This is a genomic window from Amycolatopsis sp. NPDC104587 (genome assembly GCF_055583645.1).
Genome location: NZ_JBVJNO010000011.1, coordinates 277134 through 300980 on the forward strand (window position 1 = coordinate 277134; position 23847 = coordinate 300980).

General features: G+C 71.7%; 18 protein-coding genes. 9 read left to right on the plus strand and 9 right to left on the minus strand.

Features of this window, described 5'->3' with window-relative positions; genetic code table 11:
• Positions 1 to 25: 25 nt before the first annotated feature.
• Positions 26 to 793, plus strand: coding sequence for a methyltransferase domain-containing protein (locus ACZ61C_RS32290; RefSeq protein WP_465311757.1), 768 nt, complete (start codon positions 26 to 28; stop codon positions 791 to 793).
• Here the strand turns inward: ACZ61C_RS32290 and ACZ61C_RS32295 are convergent.
• Entirely contained in the window at positions 771 to 1559 is a 789-nt protein-coding gene (locus ACZ61C_RS32295) for a TetR/AcrR family transcriptional regulator C-terminal domain-containing protein (protein WP_465311638.1), read from the minus strand. The genes ACZ61C_RS32290 and ACZ61C_RS32295 overlap by 23 nt on opposite strands.
• A gap of 76 nt (positions 1560 to 1635) precedes the next feature.
• Here ACZ61C_RS32295 and ACZ61C_RS32300 point away from each other — a divergent pair, with 76 nt between their 5' ends.
• The 6 genes from ACZ61C_RS32300 to ACZ61C_RS32325 all read left to right on the plus strand — a co-directional run bounded on the left by ACZ61C_RS32300 (position 1636) and on the right by ACZ61C_RS32325 (position 13532).
• A complete protein-coding gene (locus ACZ61C_RS32300) occupies positions 1636 to 3909 on the plus strand; it encodes an ATP-binding cassette domain-containing protein (RefSeq protein ID WP_465311639.1) in 2274 nt (757 codons plus the stop codon).
• Positions 3906 to 4700, plus strand: a complete 795-nt coding sequence (locus ACZ61C_RS32305) for a siderophore-interacting protein (RefSeq protein WP_465311640.1) — start codon at positions 3906 to 3908, stop codon at positions 4698 to 4700. Before ACZ61C_RS32300 ends, ACZ61C_RS32305 begins: the two co-directional genes overlap by 4 nt.
• Positions 4701 to 4818: 118 nt before the next feature.
• Positions 4819 to 8037 carry a hypothetical protein gene (locus ACZ61C_RS32310; protein WP_465311641.1) on the plus strand — a complete coding sequence of 1073 codons (3219 nt, stop codon included), beginning with the start codon at positions 4819 to 4821 and terminating at the stop codon, positions 8035 to 8037.
• Between the two features lie 10 nt (positions 8038 to 8047).
• The gene (locus ACZ61C_RS32315) at positions 8048 to 11929 is read left to right on the plus strand and encodes a hypothetical protein (RefSeq protein WP_465311642.1); all 3882 of its coding nucleotides are present in this window, start codon (positions 8048 to 8050) and stop codon (positions 11927 to 11929) included.
• 22 nt (positions 11930 to 11951) lie between these two features.
• Positions 11952 to 13187: a hypothetical protein gene (locus tag ACZ61C_RS32320; protein ID WP_465311643.1), complete on the plus strand. Its 1236-nt coding sequence runs from the start codon at positions 11952 to 11954 to the stop codon at positions 13185 to 13187.
• A 21-nt stretch (positions 13188 to 13208) separates the two neighbouring features.
• A complete protein-coding gene (locus tag ACZ61C_RS32325; RefSeq protein ID WP_465311644.1) occupies positions 13209 to 13532 on the plus strand; it encodes a hypothetical protein in 324 nt (107 codons plus the stop codon).
• On the opposite strand, the gene ACZ61C_RS32330 is transcribed toward ACZ61C_RS32325, so the two are convergent.
• The 3 genes from ACZ61C_RS32330 to ACZ61C_RS32340 form a co-directional block, all read right to left on the minus strand.
• Positions 13499 to 14662, minus strand: a complete 1164-nt coding sequence (locus ACZ61C_RS32330; protein ID WP_465311758.1) for a cytochrome P450 — start codon at positions 14660 to 14662, stop codon at positions 13499 to 13501. The genes ACZ61C_RS32325 and ACZ61C_RS32330 overlap by 34 nt on opposite strands.
• A gap of 99 nt (positions 14663 to 14761) precedes the next feature.
• Complete coding sequence (locus ACZ61C_RS32335) at positions 14762 to 15325, minus strand: TetR/AcrR family transcriptional regulator (RefSeq protein WP_465311759.1); 564 nt, start codon at positions 15323 to 15325, stop codon at positions 14762 to 14764.
• A 126-nt stretch (positions 15326 to 15451) separates the two neighbouring features.
• Positions 15452 to 16156, minus strand: a complete 705-nt coding sequence (locus ACZ61C_RS32340) for an SDR family oxidoreductase (RefSeq protein WP_465311645.1) — start codon at positions 16154 to 16156, stop codon at positions 15452 to 15454.
• Positions 16157 to 16258: 102 nt separating this feature from the next.
• Here ACZ61C_RS32340 and ACZ61C_RS32345 point away from each other — a divergent pair, with 102 nt between their 5' ends.
• On the plus strand, positions 16259 to 16750 hold the full coding sequence (locus ACZ61C_RS32345) for a winged helix-turn-helix transcriptional regulator (RefSeq protein WP_465311646.1): 492 nt from the start codon (positions 16259 to 16261) through the stop codon (positions 16748 to 16750).
• Between the two features lie 175 nt (positions 16751 to 16925).
• Complete coding sequence (locus ACZ61C_RS32350; protein ID WP_465311647.1) at positions 16926 to 17480, plus strand: snapalysin family zinc-dependent metalloprotease; 555 nt, start codon at positions 16926 to 16928, stop codon at positions 17478 to 17480.
• A 179-nt stretch (positions 17481 to 17659) separates the two neighbouring features.
• Here ACZ61C_RS32350 and ACZ61C_RS32355 read toward each other — a convergent pair whose 3' ends face one another.
• The 5 genes from ACZ61C_RS32355 to ACZ61C_RS32375 are packed head-to-tail and all read right to left on the minus strand — an operon-like array spanning position 17660 to position 23845.
• Positions 17660 to 18331, minus strand: coding sequence for a GntR family transcriptional regulator (locus tag ACZ61C_RS32355; protein ID WP_465311648.1), 672 nt, complete (start codon positions 18329 to 18331; stop codon positions 17660 to 17662).
• Between the two features lie 28 nt (positions 18332 to 18359).
• Complete coding sequence (locus ACZ61C_RS32360; RefSeq protein ID WP_465311649.1) at positions 18360 to 19715, minus strand: ABC transporter substrate-binding protein; 1356 nt, start codon at positions 19713 to 19715, stop codon at positions 18360 to 18362.
• Position 19716: 1 nt separating this feature from the next.
• On the minus strand, positions 19717 to 20676 hold the full coding sequence (locus ACZ61C_RS32365; RefSeq protein WP_465311650.1) for an acetylxylan esterase: 960 nt from the start codon (positions 20674 to 20676) through the stop codon (positions 19717 to 19719).
• Entirely contained in the window at positions 20676 to 22964 is a 2289-nt protein-coding gene (locus ACZ61C_RS32370) for a glycosyl hydrolase family 95 catalytic domain-containing protein (RefSeq protein ID WP_465311651.1), read from the minus strand. The genes ACZ61C_RS32365 and ACZ61C_RS32370 overlap by 1 nt, the downstream gene beginning before the upstream one ends.
• Complete coding sequence (locus ACZ61C_RS32375; RefSeq protein ID WP_465311652.1) at positions 22964 to 23845, minus strand: carbohydrate ABC transporter permease; 882 nt, start codon at positions 23843 to 23845, stop codon at positions 22964 to 22966. The genes ACZ61C_RS32370 and ACZ61C_RS32375 overlap by 1 nt, the downstream gene beginning before the upstream one ends.
• Positions 23846 to 23847: the final 2 nt, after the last annotated feature.

The following is a 23847-nucleotide window of genomic DNA, read 5'->3' on the forward strand; positions in this document are numbered from 1 at the left end:
CGACGCCGTCACCCTGGCCAAACCGGTGCCACCGCCACCTCGGCGGAAGTCGAGGTTCGACGACCTGGTGGCCGAGGCCGACGCGGTGTCCGTCGACGGCTGGGACTTCTCCTGGCTCGACGGCCGCGCGACCGAAGCCCGGCCTTCCTGGGGTTACCAGCGCCTGCTCGGCGACCGCCTCGGGCGGGTCCACGCGGCGCTCGACCTGGAGACCGGCGGCGGCGAGGTGCTCGACGGCTGCCCGTCCCTGCCGCCGCTGATGGCCGCCACGGAGTCGTGGCCGCCGAACGTCGCCAAGGCGTCGGCCCGGCTGCGGCCGCGCGGGGTCGTCGTGGTGGCCACCGAAGGCATTCCCTTCGGCGACGACGTTTTCGACCTGGTGTCCAGCCGCCACCCCGTCACCACGGACTGGGCCGGGATCGCGCGGGTCCTGCGGCCGGGCGGGAGCTACTTCTCCCAGCAGGTCGGCCCGTCGAGCGTGTTCGAGCTGGTCGAGTTCTTCCTCGGCCCGCAGCCGCCCGAAGTCCGCAACGGCCGTCATCCCGACGACGCGGTGAAGAACGCCGAAGAAGCCGGCCTGGAGGTGGTCGACCTGCGGTCGGAGTCGCTGCGCACCGAGTTCTCCGACATCGGCGCGGTGGTCTACTTCCTGCGCAAGGTGATCTGGATGGTGCCGGGGTTCACCGTGGCGCAGCACCTCGACCGGCTGCGGGAGCTGCACGAGCAGATCGAGCGCGACGGCCCGTTCGTCGCGCACACGGCGCGGTTCCTCATCGAGGCCCGGAAGCCTTGACGATCGCCGTCTCGACGCCGTCCAGCAGCAGCTCCAGGCCCGCTTCGAACGACAGCCGGGCCTCCCGCTCCAGGTAGGGCTCGTCCGAAGCCTCGACCGGCGCGCTCATCCGCGCCACCGTCGGGAACCGGGCTGTCAGGTCCGGGACGAGCTCGCCGAGCAGCGCCGAGCGCGCGGACCACCAGTCCTCTTCGGACTGTCCGGTCTCCCGCGCGGCCTGCCGGGACTCCGCCGCCGTCTGGACCGAGCCGCGGACGACGTTGAACAGCGCCGACACCACCCAGCGGACGCGGGACAGGGGCAAGCCGGTCGCGGCCAGGACGGACAGCAGCGTCTCCTGCACGTGGAACTCCCCCGGCCCGAGCACCGGGCGCGCCGGGGAGACCTGCAGCAGCCAGGGGTGGCGCAGGTGCAGGTCCCACAGCTCGTCCGCCAGCGCCAGCGCGGCGACGCGCCACCCCGAGCTCACCGGGTACGACGTCGGCAGCTCCCCCAGCGTCCGGTCGTACATGAGGTCGACCAGCTCGGTCTTGCCCGGCACGTACGTGTAGAGCGCCATCGCCGTGCGGCCGAGCCGCTCGCCGACCGTGCGCATCGACAGCGCCGGCATGCCCTCGGCGTCGGCGATGTCGATCGCGGCCGCGACGATCGCCTCGACGGACAGGCCCGGCTTGGGCCCCGGGCCGGTGCGCGGCGCGACCACGCGCGGCCCCCACAGCAGCTCCATGGACCGGCGGGCGTCGCCCTGACCCGCGAAGACGACCACCTTGCCGACTCCTTACACCCTAAAGTATTGTACGCTGAACAATCACTTTACAGCCTAAAGTATCAAGAAGGACAGCATGACCTCACCCAGGCGGGCCGCCGACACCCACGACGTGATCGAGGTCCGGGGGGCCCGGGAGAACAACCTGACCGGCGTCGACCTGGACATCCCGAAGCGCCGGCTCACGGTGTTCACGGGCGTGTCCGGCTCCGGCAAGTCGTCCCTGGTCTTCGGCACCATCGCGGCCGAGTCCCAGCGGCTGATCAACGAGACCTACAGCGCGTTCCTCCAGTCGTTCATGCCCAGCCTGTCGCGCCCGGACGTCGACGTGCTGGAGAACCTCAGCGCGGCCATCGTCGTCGACCAGGAACGCATGGGCGCCAACTCGCGCTCCACGGTCGGCACCGCGACCGACGCCTACGCGATGCTGCGGATCGCCTTCTCGCGGCTCGGCGAACCGCACGTCGGCACGTCCGGCGCGTTCAGCTTCAACCTGCCCGAGGGCATGTGCCCGGCGTGCGAGGGCCTCGGCCGGGTGTCGGACCTCGACGTCCACGCCCTGCTCGACTTCGACCGCTCACTGCACGACGGCGCGATCCAGGTCCCCGGCTTCACCCCGGACAACTGGTACGTGCAGACCTACCTTTCGTGCGGCTTCTTCGACCCGGACACCCCGATCCGCGACTTCACGCCTCAGCAGCTCGACGACCTGCTGCACAAGGGCCCGTGCAAGGTGAAGGTCGGCAAGACCAACATCACCTACGAGGGCCTCGCGGTAAAGGTCCGGCGGCTCTACCTACAGAAGGACACTGAGTCGCTGCAACCGAGGCTGCGCGCGTTCATCGAGAAGGCGGCGACCTTCAAGACGTGTGACGAGTGCGGCGGCGCCCGGCTGAACCGGGCCGCGCTGTCGGCCAAGATCGACGGCAAGAACATCGCCGACTGCGCTGCCCTGCAGATCAGCGACCTCGCCGAGTTCGTCCGGAGCCTCGACGCGCCGTCGATCCGGCCACTGCTGGGCACCCTGCGCGACACGCTCGACTCGCTGGTCGAGATCGGCCTCGGCTACCTCTCTCTCGACCGGGAGTCCGCGACGCTCTCGGGCGGAGAGGCGCAGCGCGTGAAGATGGTGCGGCACCTGGGATCCAGCCTCACCGACGTCACGTACGTCTTCGACGAGCCGACCGTCGGGCTGCACCCGCACGACATCGAGCGGATGAACAACCTGCTCCTTTGCCTGCGGGACAAGGGGAACACGATCCTGGTCGTCGAGCACAAGCCGGAGACCATCCGGATCGCCGACCACGTCGTCGACCTCGGCCCCGGCGCGGGCGCCGACGGCGGGCGGCTCTGCTACACCGGGAGCGTCGACGGCCTGCGCGCGTCCGGCACGCTCACCGGCCGCCACTTCGACCACCGCGTCACGCTGCGCTCCCGGGTACGCACGCCCACCGGACAGGTGAAGATCGCCGGCGCGAAGCTGCACAACCTGCGTGACGTCAGCGTGGACGTCCCGCTCGGCGTGCTGACCGTGGTCACCGGTGTGGCGGGTTCCGGGAAGTCATCGCTGATCCACGGCTCCTTGGCGAACCGAGACGACGTCGTCGTGGTCGACCAGTCGGCGATCCGCGGCTCCCGGCGGTCCAACCCGGCGACCTACACCGGCCTGCTCGACCCGATCCGCACGGCGTTCGCCAAGGCCAACGGCGTCAAGGCGAGCCTGTTCAGCGCCAACTCCGAGGGCGCCTGCCCGCACTGCAAGGGCCTCGGCGTGATCTACACCGACCTGGCGATGATGGCCGGCGTCGCGTCGGTCTGCGAAGAGTGCGAGGGCAAGCGGTTCACGCCCAAGGTGCTGCTGTTCCAGTTGCGCGGCAAGAACATCAGCGAGGTGCTGGCGATGTCGGTCGCCGAGGCGCGCGAGTTCTTCCCGTCGGGCTCGGCGCGGACGGTGCTCGACCGGCTCGGTGACGTCGGCCTCGGCTACCTGACGCTCGGGCAGCCGCTCACCACGCTGTCCGGTGGCGAGCGGCAGCGGCTCAAGCTGGCGATCCGGATGGCCGAGAAGGGCTCGACCTACATCCTCGACGAGCCGACGACCGGGTTGCACCTCGCCGACGTCGACCAGCTGCTGGCGCTGCTCGACCGGATCGTCGACGCGGGCAACACGGTGATCGTCATCGAGCACCACCAGGCCGTGATGGCCCACGCCGACTGGCTGATCGACCTCGGCCCCGGCGCCGGCCACGACGGCGGCCGCGTGGTGTTCGAAGGGACGCCGGCCGCGCTTGTCGAGAACGCCTCCACGCTCACCGCCCGTCACCTGCGCGAATACCTGGGGAAGCCGTGAACCCGACCGGCCTGCTCGAAGTGACAGCGGTCCGGCGGCCGACCCCGCGGACCGTGCGGGTCACCTTCTCCGGCGCCGAGGAATGGGAGTCGTGGCCGGACCAGCAGCTCAAGCTCCTGGTCCCGCCGCCGGGCCGCCCGGTGCGCCTGCCGGCGGGCGACGGCGACGTCATGCGCTGGTACCAGGCGTTCCTCGCGATCCCGGAGGACGAGCGCCCGGTGATGCGCAGCTACACCGTGCGCAGCCGGGACGGCGGGACGATCGACGTGGAGTTCGTCCTGCACTCCGGCGGCGCGGACGGCCCGGCGACGGCGTGGGCCCGCACGGCCGCGCCCGGTGACGTCCTCGGCCGGTACGGCCCGGACCCGGTCTACCGGCGTCCGGCGCCGTCCGGGGACCCGGTGCTGCTGGCCGGTGACGAGACCGCGCTGCCCGCGATCGCCACCTTGCTGTCCGAAGTGGACAACGCGCTGGTGTTCGTGGAGGTGGCGGACGAGGCCGAGGAGCAGCCGCTGCCCGTCCGCTGGCTGCGCCGGGACGGCGCGCCCCACGGGGCCAAGCTGCTCGACGCCGTCCGCGGCGCCCCGCTCGGTCCGGGGTCGGCCGCGTGGCTCGCCGGGGAAGCCGGGATGGTCCGGGCGCTGCGGCGGCATCTCGTGGGCGAGCGGGGCCTGGCCAAGGACGTCGTCGAGTTCACCGGGTACTGGCGGCGCAAGCTGACCCAGGACGACGCGCCGACCCCCGAAGACCTGGCCGACGCGGCCGAAAAGGTGGGCCGGGCGGGCGGCTGACGGGCCGGTGGGGCGGACAACACTGCCCCAAGGGGAGGTATCAGGCTGGGCCGCTTGCCGGGGCCGGACCCCGGGGCGACGGTGATCGGGCTCAGTTCGCTCCGGGGAGGTCCCCAGCATGCCCGAACCCGCTTCGCACCCCATCGAAGACACCACGCCGAGACCGCTCTGGCAGCGCGGTGTCGACCGGCGCACGGTCCTGGTCGCCGGCGGCGCCGCGCTGCTGCTGGCGAACCTGCCGGGGGACACGCCGCTGCCGGCCGTGCTCGCCGCCGACGCGACGCCGGACCTCACGCTCGGCCTGCTGCGCCGCGAAGACATGCTCAAGCTGCACTTCGAGTTCTTCAACCTGCGGCGGTCGACGGCCGCGGGCCCGCCGAAGCTGGTGCCGATCGACCCGGGCGCGCAGGCGCTGGTCGTCGTCGGGTTCGACAGCCAGCACCTGATGGAGGAGACGACGGCCGTCACCGACCCGGGCGGCGCCCCGCCGGCGAACCTGCCCGCGCCGGGCGATCTCGCGACCCGGGCGGTCGCCCCGAGCCGGATCGCGTTCCTCGTGCCGTCGACGGTGAAGGAACTGCCCTACACCGAGGAAGGTCTGCTCGCGTGGTCGAACTGGGTCATGCGGGTGGTGCCTAAGAGCGCGCCGGCCGTCCCGGACACGCTGACCACCGACCTGCTGCTGGTCGACTGGCTGCACCTGACCCCCGAGCAGTACACGTCGTGGGCGCACGTCACGCACCCGGTGACGTCGGCCGGGCGCACCGAGCTGTGGCACACCCGGCTCGCGCCCCGCGACGACTTCGGCCGCCCGGACCCGCTGCGGGGCCCGGCCGACCTCCGCGCGGTGGCCACCGACACCCCCGACGACCCGCGCTTCAACGACATGATCGGCCGCGGCACGGGGACGCTCACCGACCTCGTCAAACAGTCCAACACCGGCGACGGCGCGGTGGACGGCCGTCTCGTCCTGCTCTCCGCGCTCGGCTCGTCGCTCGAGCTGAACGGCGTCTGGGCCGAGGGCAACGTCGCGGCCTGGCAGCACCGCTCGGCGATCGGCCGCGACAACTACGTGCGCATCGACGAACGGGGGTTCCTCTTCCCCTACGGCCACCGGTGCCTCCTGGTCACCGAGACCGAGCGCGTCATCGCCGGCGGCGCCGCGCGGCTGCTGCAGCGCAAGTACGTCCGGGTCCTGGAGCCGGTGAAGTCGTTCCAGGACAACGGGTTCCCGTTCCGATCGGTCGAAATCACCATGACGACGACCCCGAACCTGTCGCCGGACCGGGAGGGCATCCCGGGCACGGACGCCTTCTGGGTGCAGTACAAACCCGGAGACAAGACCGTCGACGTCCCCTTCCCGATCATCGCCACGGACTGGGCGGGCAACCGCGTCGACACGGTCGCGCACCTCGCGTTCGTCGTCGAGGAGGACGCCGTCAAGCCCGCCGTGCTGGACGCCCTGCAGAAGCAAGCCGACCCCAACGACTTCACCACCATCCACCCGCGGCGCACCCACGAGCTGAACGGGCAGCAGGTCGCGTTCGCACCGGTCAGCGGCACGGTCGACCCGAAGCAGGGCCTGGTCGCCGCGGCCGACGACGGCGCCCCGCGCAACACGGCGTTCCCCACGGTGCGGATGCACCTGAACATGAAACGCCGCGAGGTCGCGGTGCAGGGCGACGTCGGGTTCTCGCCGCAGATGCTGGCGTCGGAGATCCGGATGCCCGCCGTCGAGGCGCTGGCCGGCGGGCAGGCGCTCGCCACGGCCATCGGGTACGACCCCGAGTACGTCAAGACGTCGTTCGGGCAGGTGAAGGGTGAGCTCTTCGCCCGGGTCAGCTCGGCGGTCGCGGACGTCGGCGCGCTGACGCAGGCGCTCGTCGCCGGCACCCCGCTGCCCGACGTCCGCGCGGTGGACACCGCGTTCGGCCGGAACGTCGCCCAGCTCGGCGGGATCGCCGCGCCCGACATGAACATCCGGGGCCTGTCCCGCTCCCTCGGGCCGCTGTCCGGGCCGGTCGAGACGATCAGCCAGATCGCCGCGGACGGCGAGTTCAACCCCGGGAAGTTCCTCGACAAGTTCTCCGCCAAGCTGCTCGGCGGCCTCGACCTCGGCCAGATCCTCGGGTTCGACCCGAAGCTGCCGGACGCGCTGACGCTGCCGATCGACAACGGCCCGAAGATCGTCACGACACCGGAGTACGGCAACGGCAAGGACGCGCCGCCGACCGCCGTCACGACCGTCCTCGACTGGCGGCCGAAACTGCCGGACAAGCTGACGGCCGAGGTGTTCCACCCGCAGGTCGGCGGCCGTCCCCACGCGACCCTGACGCTGCACGGCGAGAACCGCACGGTGTTCGGCAGGAGCGGCGCCACCACGACGTCGACGATCAAGGGCGACCTGCGCGACTTCGCGATCGAGCTGGTCCGGGGCACCGAAGAGGGCACACCCGCCGGCCCGCTGTCGTTCATCAAGCTCACCTTCCGCCGGTTCGCCTTCGAACAGCACGACAGCGCCAAGCCGGTGATCCACGTCGAGCTGGACAAGATCGAGTTCGAGGGCCCGCTGAAGTTCGTCAACACCCTGCAGCAGTTCCTGGTCAGCACCGGCAAGGGCCTCGGCATCGACGTCCAGCCCTCGGGCATCACCGCGGGCTACACGCTGGCGATCCCGGACGTCGGGGTCGGGGTGTTCGCGCTGCAGCACCTGGCCTTCAGCGCGGCGCTGTCGATCCCCTTCGACGGCACCCCGGCCCGCGCGCGGTTCGCGTTCTGCAGCCGGGAGCACCCGTTCACGCTCAGCGTCTCGCTGTTCGGCGGCGGCGGGTTCTTCGCGCTGGCCGTGGGCACCGACGGCTTCGAGCTGATGGAGGCGTCGATCGAGTTCGGCGGCGCGGTGGCGTTCAACCTCGGCGTCGCCAGCGGGTCCGTCTCGGTGATGGCCGGGATCTACTTCAAGCTCGAACACCTGCCGGACCCCGACGGCGGGGGGCACGACGAGATCACCCTCACCGGGTACGTCCGCGCGAACGGCTCGCTCAACGTCCTCGGCCTGATCACCATCTCGGCCGAGTTCTACCTGGCGCTGAGCTACACCAGCGGCGGCGGGAAGAACCTCGTCGAGGGTGAGGCGTCGCTGACCGTCGAGATCGACATCCTGTTCTTCTCGAAGTCGGTCACGCTCACCGTGCACAAGTCCTTCGCCGGTCCCGGTTCCTCGTCGCTGGCCCAGCGGACCGGCGCGGCGGCCTTGCCGGCCGGCGGTTCGCCGTCCTTCGGCGACCAGCTGAGCCAGGACGACTGGAACACCTACTGCGACGCGTTCGCGGCCTGAGGAGACAGTGATGGCCACCCAGACGATCCTGAGCACCGCGCTGCCCAACGGCGTCCGCACCGACGCCGGCCGGACCTTCCTGCACCTGTCGGTGTTCCTCTCCCCGCGGCTGAGCGGGGCGGACACCCTGGCCGCGTTCCCGGACTGGCTCGACTGGCCCGCCGCGAAGGTCGAGTTCGACGTCTCGCTCGGCGGCACGGTCACCCGCGCCGAGAAGCTGCCGCAGGACCTGCGCTCGGACCTGTGGAAGAAGCTGTTCGGCGCGGGCGCGGTCCTGGGCGCGGCGACCGCGCCGCCGATGCCTCCGGCGCAGACGTTCGTGCGCTCTTACCCCGTGCGCACCGTGCGGAACTTCGTCCGCGACCAGTACGCGCTGATGGCGGCGCGGAACCCGACCACGCACCCGACGATCATCGACTACGTCGGCCTTCCCGGCGGGTTCGCGCCGGCCCGCACGAGCGGCAACCGCTGCGGCACCACCGGCTACCGGCTGCACGACACCTGGATCTCCCCCTTGACGAAGGCCGCGGTCACCCAGGACCTCGCCCGGTACTTCTTCACCGCCAACTTCTTCGACCGCGACGACCCGGCGCTCGCCCGCATCCGCGACGAGCACTACCTGAGCGACCAGCAGCTCGACTTCCTGCTCTCCGAGCACTTCCACGGCCGCAGCGCCGCGGCCCGCCCCGACCCGGGCGGCTCCCGCGTCGCGAACCCCTTCCGGGCCGCCGTCGCGCCGGAGCCGCCGAACTTCCACTCGGTGGTCGGCTCGCTCGGCCAGTACCCCGCGCTGCTGCGGAAGTTCGGCCTGGTCCGCGACCTGCGCGTGCCCCTGCCGGACCCGCTGCCCGCCGGGCCGACCTGGGTGAGCGTGACCCCGGTGCTCGCCGGGACGACGGTGACCGCGCCGCGGACCGACTGCACGGTCACCGCCACGACGTTCACCGCGAACGCCCGCACGCCGCTGCTCGCCGGCGGGCTGCTGCAGCTGGGCGGCCCGGACTTCGACGTCACCGAGGTCGACCCCGACTCGGCCGCGGTGAAGCTGCTCGGCTTCGGCGAAAGCATCGCGCGGCTCGACCCGCACGGCGAGGTCGGGCACCCGCCGTCCGACGCGCCGGACACCGCCGCGCCGCCGGCGTTGCAGAGCAACGGCTTCTCGATCACCGAGACCGGGCGCGCCAAGCGGATCTGGGACGCCGTCGCCCAGGCCGACGCGCTCGCGAAGGGCGCGTCCGCGAGTGCCGAGGACCTGACCCGCGGGCTCCGGATCGACGTCTGGGACAACGTTTCGCAGGGCTGGCACAGCCTCTGCCAGCGGCAGGGGACCTACACCGTCGCCGGGACCACGGTCTCGGCCGGCGACGAAGGGGTGGTCACCACCGGGCACACGGCGCAGCCCGACGACCCGACGCAGACGTTGTTCCTCCACGAGTCCCTGACCCGCTGGAGCGGTTACAGCCTGGTCGCGCCGCGGCCGGGCAAGGCCGTCGACGACAATGGCGGGCTCGTCGCGGGTGACGGGACCGAGCCGGACCCGGCGTTCCCGCTCGGGGTGAAGTTCAAGGCCAAGCCGGGCAGCCTGCCGCGGCTGCGGTTCGGGCGCTCGTACCGGTTCCGCGCGCGGACGGCCGACCTCGCGGGCAACGGCCCCGGCCTCGGTGACGTCACCGGCGACGCCGGGGCGACGGCGCCGGTGAAGTACACCCGCTTCGAACCGGTCGTGTCCCCGCACCTGCTGTTCCGCAAGTCGCGCACCGAGGGCGAATCGGTGGAGCGCATGGTGATCCGCAGCAACTTCGACACCGCCGCGACCGCGGACTGCCAGCGCCACCTCGCGCCCGTCCGGATCGCGGAGCTGCTGGCCGAGCAGCACGGCCTGTTCGACCTGCCGGCAACGCTGCTGACCCCGCCGATGATGGACAAGCTCGCCTACGGCCGGATCAAGCGGAAGGACACCGGCTCGTTCGACCAGGGGGGCACCCCCGACCCCGGCGCCTACGGCATCCCGTACTTCGACGTCGACCAGCTGACGCTCCCCTACCTGCCGGACGTGCTCAGCCGCGGCGCCGCCTTCACCGGGCTGCCCGGCACGGCCGAGGGCGAGGTCGTCACCGGCGACTTCGACCCGGTGCCGCTGCTCGGGAACTGGCCGGACTACCGGCCGTTCCGGCTGCGGCTGGTCGAGGGCACCGGCAAGCCGAAGTTCGACCCGCTGTTCCGCGTGCTGACCGTGCAGGTCCCGAAGGGCCGGACGTTCGACGTCGACTACAGCAGCGTGCTCGCCGACGCCGACGTCGACCTGCTCGGGCCGTGGAAGTGGCTGACCGACGCCGTCGCCGCGGGCACCGTTCGGCTGCCGGCCGGGACGACGCTCGCGTCGCTGCGGGCGCTGGCCCGCCAAGGCCGGCTGTGGCAGCTCACGCCGTTCCGCACGCTCACCCTGGTGCACGCGATCAAGCAGCCGCTGACCCCGCCCGCGCTGGTCAAGCCGGTCGCGGTGCGGCGCCCGGGTGAGACGTTCGCGCGGATCGTCGACCGGCTCGCCTTCGACCGGCCGAGCACCAGCCGCGTCGACCTCCAGGCCGCGTGGACCGAGCAGGTCGACACGCCGTCGCTGCCCGCGCCGGTGCCGGCGCCGAGCGCGGCCGCGGCGTTCGGCGTGGTCGCGCAGCCGGCCGACCCGCTGGGCCAGGTGCTGCCGGTCGACCAGCGGCACGAGTTCCACGACACGAAGTACCGGCGCGTGACGTACACGCCGATCGGCACCTCGCGGTTCGCGGAGTACTTCCTGCAGCGCGCGACGGTGAAGCCGGGCGCGTCGGCGGTCGTCGTGGACAAGGGCGGCATCGTGCCCGCGTCCGACGTCGTGCGGGCGGGGTCGACGACCTTCGTGCGCGGCGCCGACTACGACGTCGACTACGTGCGGGGCACGGTCACCTGGCGGGCTTCGCCGGCGCCCGCGTCGGTGGAGGTCGCCTACGTGCCGCCGCCGATCACGCGGGCGGGCGCGGCCCTGACGGTCGACGTGCCGAGCTCGGCGCGGCCGGCCGCGCCGGACATCGCCTACGTCGTGCCGACCTTCGGCTGGACCGCGGAGACCACGGCGTCGCAGGTGACGAGCACCCGGCGGGGCAACGGCCTGCGGGTCTTCCTCAACCGGCCGTGGTACTCCTCCGGCGACGGGGAACAGCTCGGGGTGCTGCTGGCCGACGGGCCGTCGGTGCCGGCGGACCTGGCCCGGTACGTCACCGACTGGGCGCAGGACCCGGCGTGGAAGTCGGCGGCGTTCACCCGGCCGCCGCAGACCGGGGACTTCCCGCTGGCGGTGCACCCGCGGGCGGACCTGAAGCTGGTCGAGGGCGCCACCTCGACGGTCGCCGTGGCTCCGCACGACGTCGTTTACGACGCCGAGCGCAAGCTTTGGTTCTGCGACATCACCTTCGCGGCTCCGCAGCCTTCGCCGTACACGCCGTTCGTGCGGCTGGCGCTGGCCCGCTACCAGCCGGTGTCGGTGCCCGACGTCGAGCTGTCCGCGGTGGTGCAGGCGCAGTTCGCGCAGCTGTCCCCCGACCGGATCGCGACGGCGGTGTTCACCTCGCCGACGTCGGTGCGGCTGACCGTGACCGGCCCGACGTACGCGCCGGTGACGGGGTCCGCGGCCGAGCTCAGCGCACGGCTGCAGGTGGCCGACCCGGCGCTGAGCGGGAACGTCGCCTGGCAGGACAGCGGCTCCGCGGTCGTCCTGACGGCCACGAGCACCGGCTGGACCGGCACGGTGACCTTGCCCGCGGCGCGCGGCAGCCGCCCGTTCCGCCTGGTGCTGACCGAGTCCGAACTGCCGAACCAGGGCGGCGCGCGGCTCGTCTACGCCGACGCCCTCACCTTCTGAACCGTCCATTGTGGAGGATCTGATGAACCGCACCAGACTGCTGTGGGCGGCCGGCGCCGCGTCGGCCCTGCTGCTGGCCGGCGCGCTCCCGGCGGCCGCGGCGCCCCCGCCGGGCAAGCCGGGCTTCCGCGCGGCGGCCGCGGCCGCCACCTTCGGCAACGGCGTCTTCCGCGTCTCCGTCCAGCAGGCCCAAGGCCTCGGGGTCGGCTCGTTCACCGTGCGGACCGGGCCGGACCACCCGGCGGGCGTGGGCCGGGACGTGCTGTTCGGCGGCGGGGTGCCCGGCACGTCGTTCATGACCGTGCGCGACCTGACCTCCGGGGTCGACTACGTGCAGGGCCAGTACCTGACCACGGCGACCGAGGTCGCGCTCGACGGCGTGCTGTACCTGACGCAGACGCCGCTCGGCACGACCGGGATGCGCACCCACTGGTCGCACTACACCGAGGACGACCCGGGGGACGGCAAGTCCTTCCAGGTCGACCAGGACGTCGTGGTGCACGGGAGCACCGTCGCCGACTCGAGCGTCGAGGTGACCACCACGGTCACCGGCGAGACCGCGGACACCTTCCAGGTCCAGTACCTGTGGGACACCGCGGCGGGCGCCGACGACGGCCCGGTGCTGCAGACCGGCGCGTACAACCCTTTCACCGCCTCGGAAACGCGCGAGCTGACGGTGTCCGGTGTGGACAGTGTGGCGCTGGCCGACAACACCGCCGGGCCGAGCCTGTCCTACGGCCTGACCGGCACCGGCCCGGCCCGGACCACCCCGCCGCCGACCCCGCCCCAGTCGCTCCAGTTCGTCTGCTGGCCGCGCGCGGTCGGCGCGGCGCCGGGACGCTACCGGACGGATCCGACGATCGACGTCGCGACGACCGGAGCCGGCTGCCCGGCGCCGGCCGGCCCCGACTCGGCGGTGCAGTACCTGTTCGCCCCGGCGACGATCGGGACCACCGGGCTCCGCGCGTCGGCGTCGGTGTTCTCGACGGCCCCGGACCCGACGTCGATCGTGGTGGCGCCGGCCCGCCTGGGCTCCCCGGCGGTGAGTGCGACCCTGACGGACACGCGGTACGGCCGCCCGGTGCCCGGCCGGACACTGACGTTCACGGCCGGCGGCCGCACCCTGTGTTCGGCGGCGACGAACACGAACGGCGTCGCCTCGTGCGGCGGGCTGCCGGAAGGTCTGGCGGCGCTGCTCGGCTACTCGGCGGCCTACGCGGGCGACGGGATCTGGGCGGGCTCGACCGGCAACCGCTGAGCGCGTACCAGACTCGGGCCGGTGCACGAAGAACTGGCGGCGTCGGGCGTCGACCCGGCTTCGGTGGTGTCCGCCGAGCGGATCGGCGGCGGCACCTACAACACCGCCGTCCGCCTGCAGCTGGCGGACGGCCGGCGGCTGGTGCTCAAGATCGCGCCGTCGTCGCCCGCTGCCGCCGATGGTCGGGGCCGGGCCGGGGTTCCTGCTGCGGTGCCGGCGGACGCCGCGCGGTACGGCGTCCCCTTCCGTGCCCGGCGGCGGAGATCGCGCACGCCCCGACCTCGACGCGGTGCACCGTCAGCTGTGAGCCGTCACCAGGTCACCGGCAGGCAATGCACGCCGTAGACGAGCATGTCGTCCTTGAAGGCCAGCTCCTCCAGCGGCACCGCGAGCCGCAGGCCGGGGATGCGGCGGTAGAGCGTGCCGTACACCACCTGCAGCTCCACCCGGGCCAGCGTCTGGCCGAGGCACTGGTGCACGCCGTAGCCGAACGCGACGTGGTGGCGGGCCTCGCGCGTCACGTCGAGGCGGTCCGGGTCGGCGAACGCCGCCTCGTCGCGGTTCGCGACGTCACCGGCCGCGATGACACCCTCGCCCGCGCGGATGACCTCGCCGCCGATCTCGATGTCCTCGACCGCGACACGACGACGTCCGGTGTGTGTGATGTTCAAGTACCGCAACAACTCCTCGACCGCGCGACGCAGCTGGTCGGCGTCGCCGTCCCGCACCAGCGCCAGCTGGTCCGGGTGCTCCAGCAGGGCCACGGTGCCGAGGGCGATCATGTTCGCCGTCGTCTCGTGGCCGGCCACCAGGAGCAGCTGCCCCATCGAGGCGACGTCCTCGGCGGTCATCTTCCCGGTCGCGTACTGCGCCGTCGCCAGCTTGCTCAGGACGTCGTCACCCGGCGCCGCCGCCTTCCGCTCGACCAGGCCGGAGAGGTACCCGAGCAGGTCGTCGGTGGCCTTGACTGCCTCCTCGGGCGTAGCCGTCCGCGACACCATCACCTTGGTGATGTCCTGGAAGAACACGCGGTCGTCGTAGGGCACCCCGAGCAGCTCGCAGATCACCAGTGACGGCACCGGCAACGCGAACGCCGTCACGAGGTCGACCGGCTTCGGGCCGGCCAGCAGCCCGTCGACGAGGTCGTCGACGATGCGCTGGATCGCCGGGCGCAGCGCTTCCATCTTCTTCACGAGGAAGTCGCCGGTGAGCAGGCGGCGCTGGGCCGCGTGCTCGGCGCCGTCCATGGTGATGAACGACTTGGCGCGCTTGCGCCGCGCGGCCGAAGCGGCACTCTGGTGCGGATACCCGGGCCGGTCCGAGTCGGCGCTGATCCGCGAGTCGCGCAGCAGCGCGCGCACGTCGTCGTAGCGCCGGACCAGCCACGGCGTGCTGCCGTTCCAGAGCCGCACGCGCGACACCGGCGGCAGCTCGCCCAGCTCGGCCGGCGGGTCGAACGGACACCGCCGGGTCATCGGAAACGCGGGAACGCCGTCCACCGGGTACCTCCCGAAGTCGCCGGAAATTTACATAGCTATGCTAAGCATCTTCCGGCGATCCCGCCACAGGTCCGATCAGGCGAAGACCAGCGTCACGAGTTCGTCCACGAACGGCTCAACCAGCTCGGCGCCGGTCCGGTTGAGCACGCTGTGGAACAACGCGACCCGCCCGTGCGCCCCGACGAACACCATCGCGGCCGCCCGGCCCGGCGTCACGCGCAGCGGGTGACCCGCCTCGACGCACCGTTCGAAACCCGCGGTCAGCGAGTCGATCACGTCGAGCAGCGGGCCTTCCGCGCGAGCCCCGGGCGCGGGCCGGGTGGCGCCGTTCGCGAGCATCAGGCGGTAATGCCCCGGATTCTCCATGGCGAACGCGCAGTAGGCGTGAATCTGCGCCCGGACGCGTCCGACGACGTCGGTTTCGCCGAGCGTCTCCTCGGCCGCGCGCATCGATTCCCGCAACCGGCCGTATTCGTGGTCGAGCAGTCCGCGCACCAATTCCGCACGATCGGAGAAATGCTGGTAGATGCTGGCCGGGGCGATGCCGACCGCGCGCGCCACGCCGCGGATCGTCAGCCCGTCCTCGCCGCCGAGCTCGGCGAGGAGACGAGCGGCGGCCGCCAGGATTTCCCCGCGCAGCCGCTCGCCTTCACCCCAGCGGTTCCTCCTGCGGCCGATTCCGACTTCGAGTTTCTCCGCCACCGCCCATTCATACGCCCGCCTCCGGCACACCGCCGTTCCGGGGTGGGAAAGGCGCAAAAACACTCAAGAAAGCAACACCGGGTACAGCCCGGCGACCTCTCCGGACAGCCCGGCCCGCACGTTTCGGCTGACGTCGTCGGCAAGCACCTCGAACCGGCCCTGCTCGACGCCGTCGAGCGCGAGCCCGGCCACCACCGCCGGGTCGGTCTTCGGCTCGTCGACGTGCTTGGCCATGTCGGTGTCCATGTACCCGACGTGCAGCGCGGTCACCTGGGTCTTCTGCGGCGCCAGCTCGAGGCGCAGGGCGTTGGTCAGCGACCAGGCCGCCGACTTCGCCGCCGAATACGCGGCGACCTGCGGCGCGGTGAACCAGGAAAGCACCGAAAGGACGTTGAGCACCGCACCCCCGCCGTTGCGCTCCAGGATTGGCGCGAACTCGCGGGTCACCGCGAGGGTGCCGAAGTAGTGCGTGTCCATCTCGAGCTTGATGTCCGCGATGGACCCGCCGAGCAGCGACGCTCCGGTGGACGACCCGGCGTTGTTCACCAGCAGCGTGACGTCGCCGGCTTGCGCGGCGGCTTCCCGGATCGACGCCGGATCGGTGACGTCCAGCTTCAGCGGCACCACGCCCGGCAGGTCGACCGACTCGGGGTTGCGCGCGGCCGCGTAGACCTTGGCCGCGCCGCGCTCCAGGAGAGCGGCGGCGAACTGCCGGCCGAGGCCCCGGTTGGCTCCGGTGACCAGCGCCACCGCACCCGTGATCTCCATGACGAGCTCCTCTCGCACCTGGCTTGCTCGTTGCAAGCTAGCTGCGGCCGACTGTACGGCGTAGACTTGCTCGGAGCAAGTCAGCTCGAAGGGATCACCGTCATGAGCCGTCGCATCACCTGGGAGGACGCCTCCTGCCCGATCGCCCGCGCCGCCGACGTCCTGGCCGAGCCGTGGACGCTGCTGATCCTGCGCAACGCGACCGCCGGCACCACCCGGTTCGAGGACTTCCGCACCGAGCTCGGTATCGCCGACAACGTGCTCACGACCCGGCTGGCGAAGCTCGTCGAACGCGGGCTGCTGACGAAGCTCCCCTACCGCGACGGCGGCCGGACCCGGCACGAGTACCGGCTGACGCAGGCCGGTTCGGACACCCTGCCGGTCATCCACGCGCTCGGCACGTGGGGCAACGCGCACACCGACTCGGCGACGTCGTCCGGCCCGATGAAGCTCGCCCACACGGCGTGCGGCCGGCTCACCCGGCCGGGCGAGACGTGTGACGCCTGCGGAAAACCGCTGGTCAGGGACGACCTGGCGTGGCGCGGCTCGTGGCTGTCGGAAGGCGAGATCCCCCTGGCGGACCCCGTCGCCTGAGCCGGGCGGCGCATCCTTGTATGCGTGGCTGCGCATGTCAACCGGACGAAATGGTTGGTAAATCACCGTTCGCAGCGCAGTACGAAAGTCGGGTCACAAACGCGTGGACGTTCCGTAAGTTCGACACCCAGCGCGCGCAAACCCGGCAAATTCCCCACGGCAAGGAGTCGTCCCGATGTCCAGGAAGTACCTGCTGCCCGGCGCCGCCGTCGCGCTGGCGATGATCGCCACCCCGCTCACCGCCGGCCCGGCTTTCGCGGCCCCGGAAGCGGCCACGGTCGTCTACTACGACACCTCGGACGCCCCCACCTTCCGCGACGTGATCAACGCGGGCGCGGCGAACTGGAACGCGGCGGTGTCGAACGTCAAGCTCGAGGAAAGCTCCTCGGGCGCGTCGCTGCACTACACGGAGGGCAACGACCCGCGCGGCTCGTACGCCCAGACCGACGGCCACGGCAGCGGCACGATCTTCATCGACTACACCCAGGCGGAGCAGTACAACCAGACCCGCATCGCGGCCCACGAAACCGGTCACGCGCTGGGCCTGCCGGACCACTACGAGGGCCCCTGCTCCGAGCTGATGTCGGGCGGCGGCCCCGGCCCGTCGTGCACCAACGCGAACCCCAACGCGGAGGAGTCCTCGCAGGTGGAATCCCTGTGGGCCAACGGCTTCGCCGGCGCGCGCAAGGCGCCGACCCGCGTCTACGAAGTGACCATGCCGGTCAAGTGACGTTCGTCTGACGTCGTCGGGGGAGGCCGCACCGGGTACGCCCGGTGCGGCCTTCGCACGTACGGGGCATCACGCGTGATCAGGCGGGCATCACGCGTGACTGGAGGGGCATCAGCCGCGATGCCCTTCTGATCACGCGTGATGCCTCTCCAATCACGCGTGATGCCTCTTTTGTCACGTCAGAGGCGGGACAGGAGGCGGTCCCGGGCCACCTCGAGGTGGTCCGTCATCGCCTTGCCGGCCGCGGCCGCGTTGCCCGCCACCAGGGCGTCCACGATCACGCGGTGCTCCGAGATCGTCTGCTCCCCGAACGGCTGGTTGTAGTTCAGCCGGAAGAAGTGCAGGTGGCAGTGGGTGCGCGCGAACGCCTGCTCCACCGCCACGTTGCCCGCCATGCGCAGGATCAGCTCGTGCAGCCGGGCGTCATGGGCCGTCAACGCCTTGTAGTCGCTGTAGGCGTCCTCGATCGGCGCGGTCGGGCACGTCGCCAGCTCGGCTTCGAGCAGAGCCACGTTTTCGTCCGACATCGCCGCCGCCGCCAGGGCCGCCGACGGGGGCTCCAGCAGGAGCCGCAGCGCGTACATGTCGTCGACTTCCTTGCGGTTCAGCAGTTCCGTCACGCGGTAGCCGCGCAACGGCAGCCTGCTGACCAGCTCCTCGGACTCCAGCCGCGCCAGTGCCTCACGCACCGGGGTGCCCGAGACGCCGAGCTCGCGCGCGATCTCGTCGATGTTGACCCGCGCGCCGGGCTCGATGCCGTCGTTCATGATCAGCGCCCGGATCTGCTCGTAGACGCCGTCGGCCAGCACCTGCCGGTTCGGCAGGGCTTCGAGCCGCCGACCCTCCACCATGACTCCCCTCACGTGTTGTGCCTACAGGCTACTGCTTGCCCAGCACGTCGCGGCTCTTCGACGCCATCTCCGCGAACACGTCGTCGTCGCGCTGGTGGGCGAAGTACGCCTCGAACAGCGGCCGCTCCGCGTCCTGCAGGGCCGCGCCGTTGCCGTAGACCACCGCCGGGACGAGCGAGCCGTCCTTCAGCATCGTGGTGAACACCGACAGGTCGACACTCCGGCCCTTCATCGCCGACGCAGCCGTGTCCATCGACGCCGGGATCGACGGGAAGAACGTGCCGCTCGCGCCGGCCGCCGACTGGCACTCCGGCGAACCCATGTACGACACCCACTTCCACGTCAGGTCGGGGTTCTTCGTGCCCGCCCAGACGTTGTTGCCGTTCGAATTGGACAGCAGAGCCCGCTTCCCCGTCGGCCCGAGCACCGTCGGCGCGATCCCGACCTTGACCCCCGGCAGCTTCGCGAACGTGCTCGCCGACCACGAGCCGGCCGTCTCCATCGCCACCTTGCCCGAGCCGATCAGGTCGACGTCGCTGATCGTGGCCTGGCCACCGGTGGTGAACGTGCCGATCTTCGGCGCGAACCCGCGGTCGGCCAGCGACCGCACCCAGCGCATCGTCTTCGCGAACACCGGGTCGTCGTAGCTGAACTTCGTCGGCCAGGACTGCTTGTCCGCCAGGCGCCAGCCGGTCGTCATCGCGAAGGAGCTCCACGTCGACTCGCCGATGAAGTCCCGCGACGCGAGCTGCCCCGTGCCGTAGGTCGCGACGTGGTCCTTGTCGAACCCGGGCTGGTCGCCGCGCACGCCGTTCTTGTCGACGCTCAGGTGCGCCGCGACCTGCTCGAACGTCCCGCCGTCGTCGGGGTTCCAGGTCAGCTTCGCGATGTCCGCGGGCGTGTACCCGGCCTTCGTGATCGCGTCGACGCTGTAGTAGAGCCCGGTCGCCGACCAGTCCAGCGGCAGCGCGTACTGCTTGCCGTCGGTGAACTTCCACGCGTCGACGCCGACGGAGAACTTCTTCAGGTCGAACTTGTCCCGCGCGATCAGGTCGTCCAGCGGCAGCAGCTGGTGCTGGGAAGCATAGGCCTGGAAGTACTGGACGCTGTTCTGGAACGCGTCCGGCGCGGTGCCGCCGACGAACCCGGCGGTCAGCTTGGTGAAATAGTCGTCCACATTGTACTGCGTGATCTTCACCGTGGTGCCCGGGTTGGCCTTCTCGAACGCCGACACGCAGCTCTGGTACGCCGCCGCCTGCTTGTCGTCCCAGGTCCACCAGTTGACGGTGGTCCCACTGCCGCTCGCCGAGCCGCCACCACAGGCGGCCACCAGTGCTCCCAGCGTCGCCGCCAGACCGGCGGCCGCCACTACGCGAAACTTCATGTCAACTCCATTGTGGACGCAGGATGGACCGGAATCCTTCGAGTACCGCCTGAACGTCGTCGGGGCCACCGGCTTCGTGGCCGTTGTACGCCCAGACGGCGAGCTGTTTCTGTCCCTTGTAGACGTGGTAGGCGCCGAACACCGTGGACGGCGGCACGACGGGATCCATCAGCCCGGCGCTGAACCAGGCCGGGGCCGTCGCGCGCGAGGCGAACCCGACACCGTCGAAATAGGACAGCACGTCGAACACCCGCGAGACGGCGTCACGGTGGTCCGCCAGGTACCGGGACAGTTCGACGTAGGGCCGCTCGCCGCCGACGAGGCTCGCTCGCCGGAAGTCGCAGAGGAACGGCGCTTGCGCGTGCACGGCCGCCACGTCCGGGACGAGCCCCGCCGTGGCCAGCGCGATGCCGCCGCCCTGGCTGTTGCCGAGCACCGCCACCCGCGCCGGATCAACAGCCGGGAGCGCGCGCACGGCGTCGACCGCGCGAGCCGCGTCGGTGAAGATCCGCCGGTAGACGTAGGTCTCGCGGCTCTCGATGCCGCGGGTCAGGTGGCCCGGGTACGCCGGTCCGCTGCCCACCGGATCGGCCGTGACCCCACCTTGGCCGCGCACGTCGACCTGCAGGTGCGCGTACCCGGCGGACGCCCAGGTCAGCTCCTGCAGCGCGCTGCCCCGGCTGCCGCCGTACCCGTGGAACTGGACGATCGCCGGCAGCGGCGCCTCGACCCCCCGGGGCAGCCGCAGCCACGCGCGGATCGGGTGGCCGCCGAAGCCGGCGAACGTCACGTCGAAGACGTCGAGCGTCCGCAGCGGCGTCTCGACCGGCCGCAAGTCCAAGGCCAGGTCGAACGCCCGCGCGGAGTCCAAAGTAGACGTCCAGAACTCGTCGAAGTCCGGCGGTGGCACGTAGTCGCTGCGGTACTCCCACAGCGCGTCGAGACCTAGGTCGGTGAGCATCACAGTCCTTTCAGGACGGTCGATTCGCCGGACCGCAGGCGCAGCTCGGTCTCCCGGCCGCGGTAGCGCACGCGCACCAGCTCGGCCGGGTCCCCGGACAGCCGCCGGACGACCGCGTAGCGCAGCTCGCCGTCACGCCATTCGACGTCGACCGCGAGCCCGCCGCGGCCGCGCAGCCCCCGCGCTTCCCCGGACGGCCAGTCCGCCGGCAGGGCGGGGAGCAGGGAAAGCACGCCGTTCTGGCTCTGCAGCACCAGTTCCGCGAGGCCGGCCGGGAAGCCGTAGTTGCCGTCGATCTGGAACGGCGGGTGGGTGCTGAAGAGGTTGGGCAGCAGCCCGCCCCACTCGGAACCGTCGACCGGCGCGTCGCGGTGGCGGTCGCCGGTGAACGGCTGGGACGCCTCGCTCAGCAGCTTCCTCGCCGTCTCGCCGTCGCCGAGCCGGGCGCGCAGCGCGATCTTCCACGCCCACGACCAGCCCATCGCGCCTGGTCCGCGCCGCTCGAGGACCCGGCGGGCCGCCTCCGCGAGCCCGGGCGTCTCGACGGCGTCGATCCGGCCCAGCGGGTACAGCGCGATCATGTGTGACATGTGCCGGTGGGCCGGGTCCTCCTCGGGGAGGTCGCTCGCCCACTCCCCCAGCCGGCCGTCCGGCAGCACCGGCAGCGGGCGCAGCCGCGGCAGCGCGGTGGTGATCCGGGCGCACAGCGGGTCGTGCGCGCCCAGCGCCTCGGCCGCGGCCAGGCTGCGCTCGAACACGGCGCGGATCAGGACGACGTCCATCGTCACCGACGAGGTCAGCGACTCCTTCGTCCCGGCCTCGGAGAGGAAGAGGTTCTCCGGGGACGTCGACGGGCACGTCTCCAGGAAGCCGTCCGGGCCGTCGACCAGCCAGTCCAGGCAGAACTCGGCGCAGCCGCGCAGCAGCGGCCACGCCGTCCGCTCGAGGAAGGCACGGTCGCGGGTGAAGTCGTAGTGGTCCCAGGCGTGCTGGACCAGCCACGCGCCGCCCATCGCCCAGATCGCCCACGACGGGTTGCCGTGCCCCATCCCGGCCGGCAGCGCCCAGCCCCACGGGTCGGTGTTGTGGTGGGTGACCCAGCCGCGGGCGCCGTACAGCTCCCGCGCGACGTCGGCGCCGGTGACCGCGAGCTTCCCGAGCAGGTCGAACAGCGGGAGGTGGCATTCGCCGAGCCCGGTCGTCTCGGCGGCCCAGTAGTTCATCTGGGTGTTGATGTTGACCGTGTAGTTCGACGACCAGGCCGGGCGGAGGTCGTCGTTCCAGATGCCCTGCAGGTTCGCGGGCGGCGCGCCCGGCCGGGACGCGCTCGCCAGCAGGTACCGGCCGTACTGGAAGAGCACGGTCGCCGTGAGCTGGTCGTCCTTTCCGGACAGCAACCCGGCGACGTCGTGGGTGCCGCCGCGGCGCTCACCGATTTTGAGCGACGACGCGCCGAGCAGCGGCCGCAGGTCGGCCTCGTGGGCCCGTCGCAGCTCCGCGGCGCCGGTTTTGACGGCCCGCTCGGCGAGGACAGCCGCGCGGCGCCGGTGCTCGTCGCGCGTGTGCTGGCGGTCGCCGATCCAGGCGTCGTACGCGCTGGTGGAGCTGGCCAGGACGATCAGGACGCCGGACTCCGTCCGCGCGACCCGGACCGAAACCGCGGCGAACGGGTCGTACCCCTCGACGGTCCCGTACCGCAGTGGCTCTTCGACCTGCGGTTCGTGCCGCGGCGCGCCGTCGACGGGAATCTCGATGCCGACGTCGAGACCGTCACGCGACACCTCGCGCAGCGGTGTCGACAGGTCGACGTCGACCTCGACCGGGCCGGACAGCGCGACACACAGGACCTGCGCGGGCCGGCTCACCCAGGTCGTCCGCTCGACGTCGTGGCCGTCGATGGTGAGCCGCTCGGTGGTGACGCCGTTGTCGAGGTTGAGCGTCCGGCCGTGCGACGTCCCTTCCGGGAGCGTCAGCCAGAGGTCCACATAGGGCAGGAACTCCTGGCTGTACGGCCCTTCGAAGGCCATCAGGAGTTCTTCGGCCCGCCGGTAGTCCTTTGCCGACACGGCTTCGCGTACTTCCGCGAGCCGCTCGGGACCGGCGTCGATGTCCTTCAAGGCGGACGCCGGCCCCAGCGGGGTGCCGGACCAGACGGTGGCGTCGTTGACCTGGATCCGCGTGCGCCCGGCGCCGCCGAAGACCATCGCGCCGAGCCGGCCGTTGCCGACCGGCATCGCTTCGGTCCATTCCGCGGCCGGGGCCGGCCAGGAGAGCAGGAGGTCGTCCATCACTTGAGTCCCGTGAAGCCGATGGAATTGACGAGCCGGCGGCCGAACACCACGAAGAGCAGCAGCATCGGGAGCGCCGAGACGAGCGTGGCGGCCATCAGGCCGGACCAGTCCAGCGCCGCCTGCGGCGAGGACTGCTTGAACACCGCGAGCGCCAGGGTCAGCGGGCGGACGGTGTCGTCGTTGGTGACCAGCAGCGGCCAGAGGTAGTCGTTCCAGGTGTTGATGAACGTCAGCAGCGCGAGCGTCGCGATCGGCGCGGCGCTCATCGGGAGCACGATCCGGAAGCAGACGCGCAGCGGGCCCGCGCCGTCGATGATCGCGGCCTCCTCGATCTCGGTGCTGAGCCCGAGCATGAACTGGCGCAGGAAGAAGATGTTGAACGCGGAGAAGAACGCCGTGGGCAGGATCATCCCGCCGAAACTGTTGAGCAGCCCGAGGTCCTTGACCAGCACGAAGTTCGGCAGCAGCGTCAGCACCTGCGGCACCATCAGCGCGGTCAGCAGCACCGCGAACACGGCGTTGCGGCCCGCCCACCGCAGCCGCGCGAAGGCGAACGCGGCCAGCGCGGAGAAGAACACCGTGCAGACGGTCAGCAGCGCCGCGTAGACCACCGAGTTCCGCAGGGCCAGTAGCAGGTCGAGCGAAGCGCCTGAGCCGCCCTGCGCCGCGGCTTCCGCCGGAGTCGCCAGGCCGAGCGCGCGTTTGAACGCGCCGATCGTGAGGTCCACCGGCACCAGCGAAGACGGGTCGGTGGCCATCGCGTAGTTGTTCGACAGCGCGGTCCGCACGATCCAGTAGAACGGGAAGATCGTGACGACCAGGACGAGCACCAGGTACGCCCAGGCGATCACCCGGCCCGGGGAGAAACGCGTGCGCACGA

Coding starts and splice junctions, on each gene's coding strand:
- ACZ61C_RS32300 (WP_465311639.1), top strand. CDS start 1,636: ATGACCTCACCCAGGCGGGCCGCCGACACCCACGACGTGATCGAGGTC.
- ACZ61C_RS32310 (WP_465311641.1), top strand. CDS start 4,819: ATGCCCGAACCCGCTTCGCACCCCATCGAAGACACCACGCCGAGACCG.
- ACZ61C_RS32315 (WP_465311642.1), top strand. CDS start 8,048: ATGGCCACCCAGACGATCCTGAGCACCGCGCTGCCCAACGGCGTCCGC.
- ACZ61C_RS32320 (WP_465311643.1), top strand. CDS start 11,952: ATGAACCGCACCAGACTGCTGTGGGCGGCCGGCGCCGCGTCGGCCCTG.
- ACZ61C_RS32330 (WP_465311758.1), bottom strand. CDS start 14,662: ATGACCCGGCGGTGTCCGTTCGACCCGCCGGCCGAGCTGGGCGAGCTG.
- ACZ61C_RS32340 (WP_465311645.1), bottom strand. CDS start 16,156: ATGGAGATCACGGGTGCGGTGGCGCTGGTCACCGGAGCCAACCGGGGC.
- ACZ61C_RS32345 (WP_465311646.1), top strand. CDS start 16,259: ATGAGCCGTCGCATCACCTGGGAGGACGCCTCCTGCCCGATCGCCCGC.
- ACZ61C_RS32350 (WP_465311647.1), top strand. CDS start 16,926: ATGTCCAGGAAGTACCTGCTGCCCGGCGCCGCCGTCGCGCTGGCGATG.
- ACZ61C_RS32355 (WP_465311648.1), bottom strand. CDS start 18,331: ATGGTGGAGGGTCGGCGGCTCGAAGCCCTGCCGAACCGGCAGGTGCTG.
- ACZ61C_RS32360 (WP_465311649.1), bottom strand. CDS start 19,715: ATGAAGTTTCGCGTAGTGGCGGCCGCCGGTCTGGCGGCGACGCTGGGA.
- ACZ61C_RS32365 (WP_465311650.1), bottom strand. CDS start 20,676: ATGCTCACCGACCTAGGTCTCGACGCGCTGTGGGAGTACCGCAGCGAC.
- ACZ61C_RS32370 (WP_465311651.1), bottom strand. CDS start 22,964: ATGGACGACCTCCTGCTCTCCTGGCCGGCCCCGGCCGCGGAATGGACC.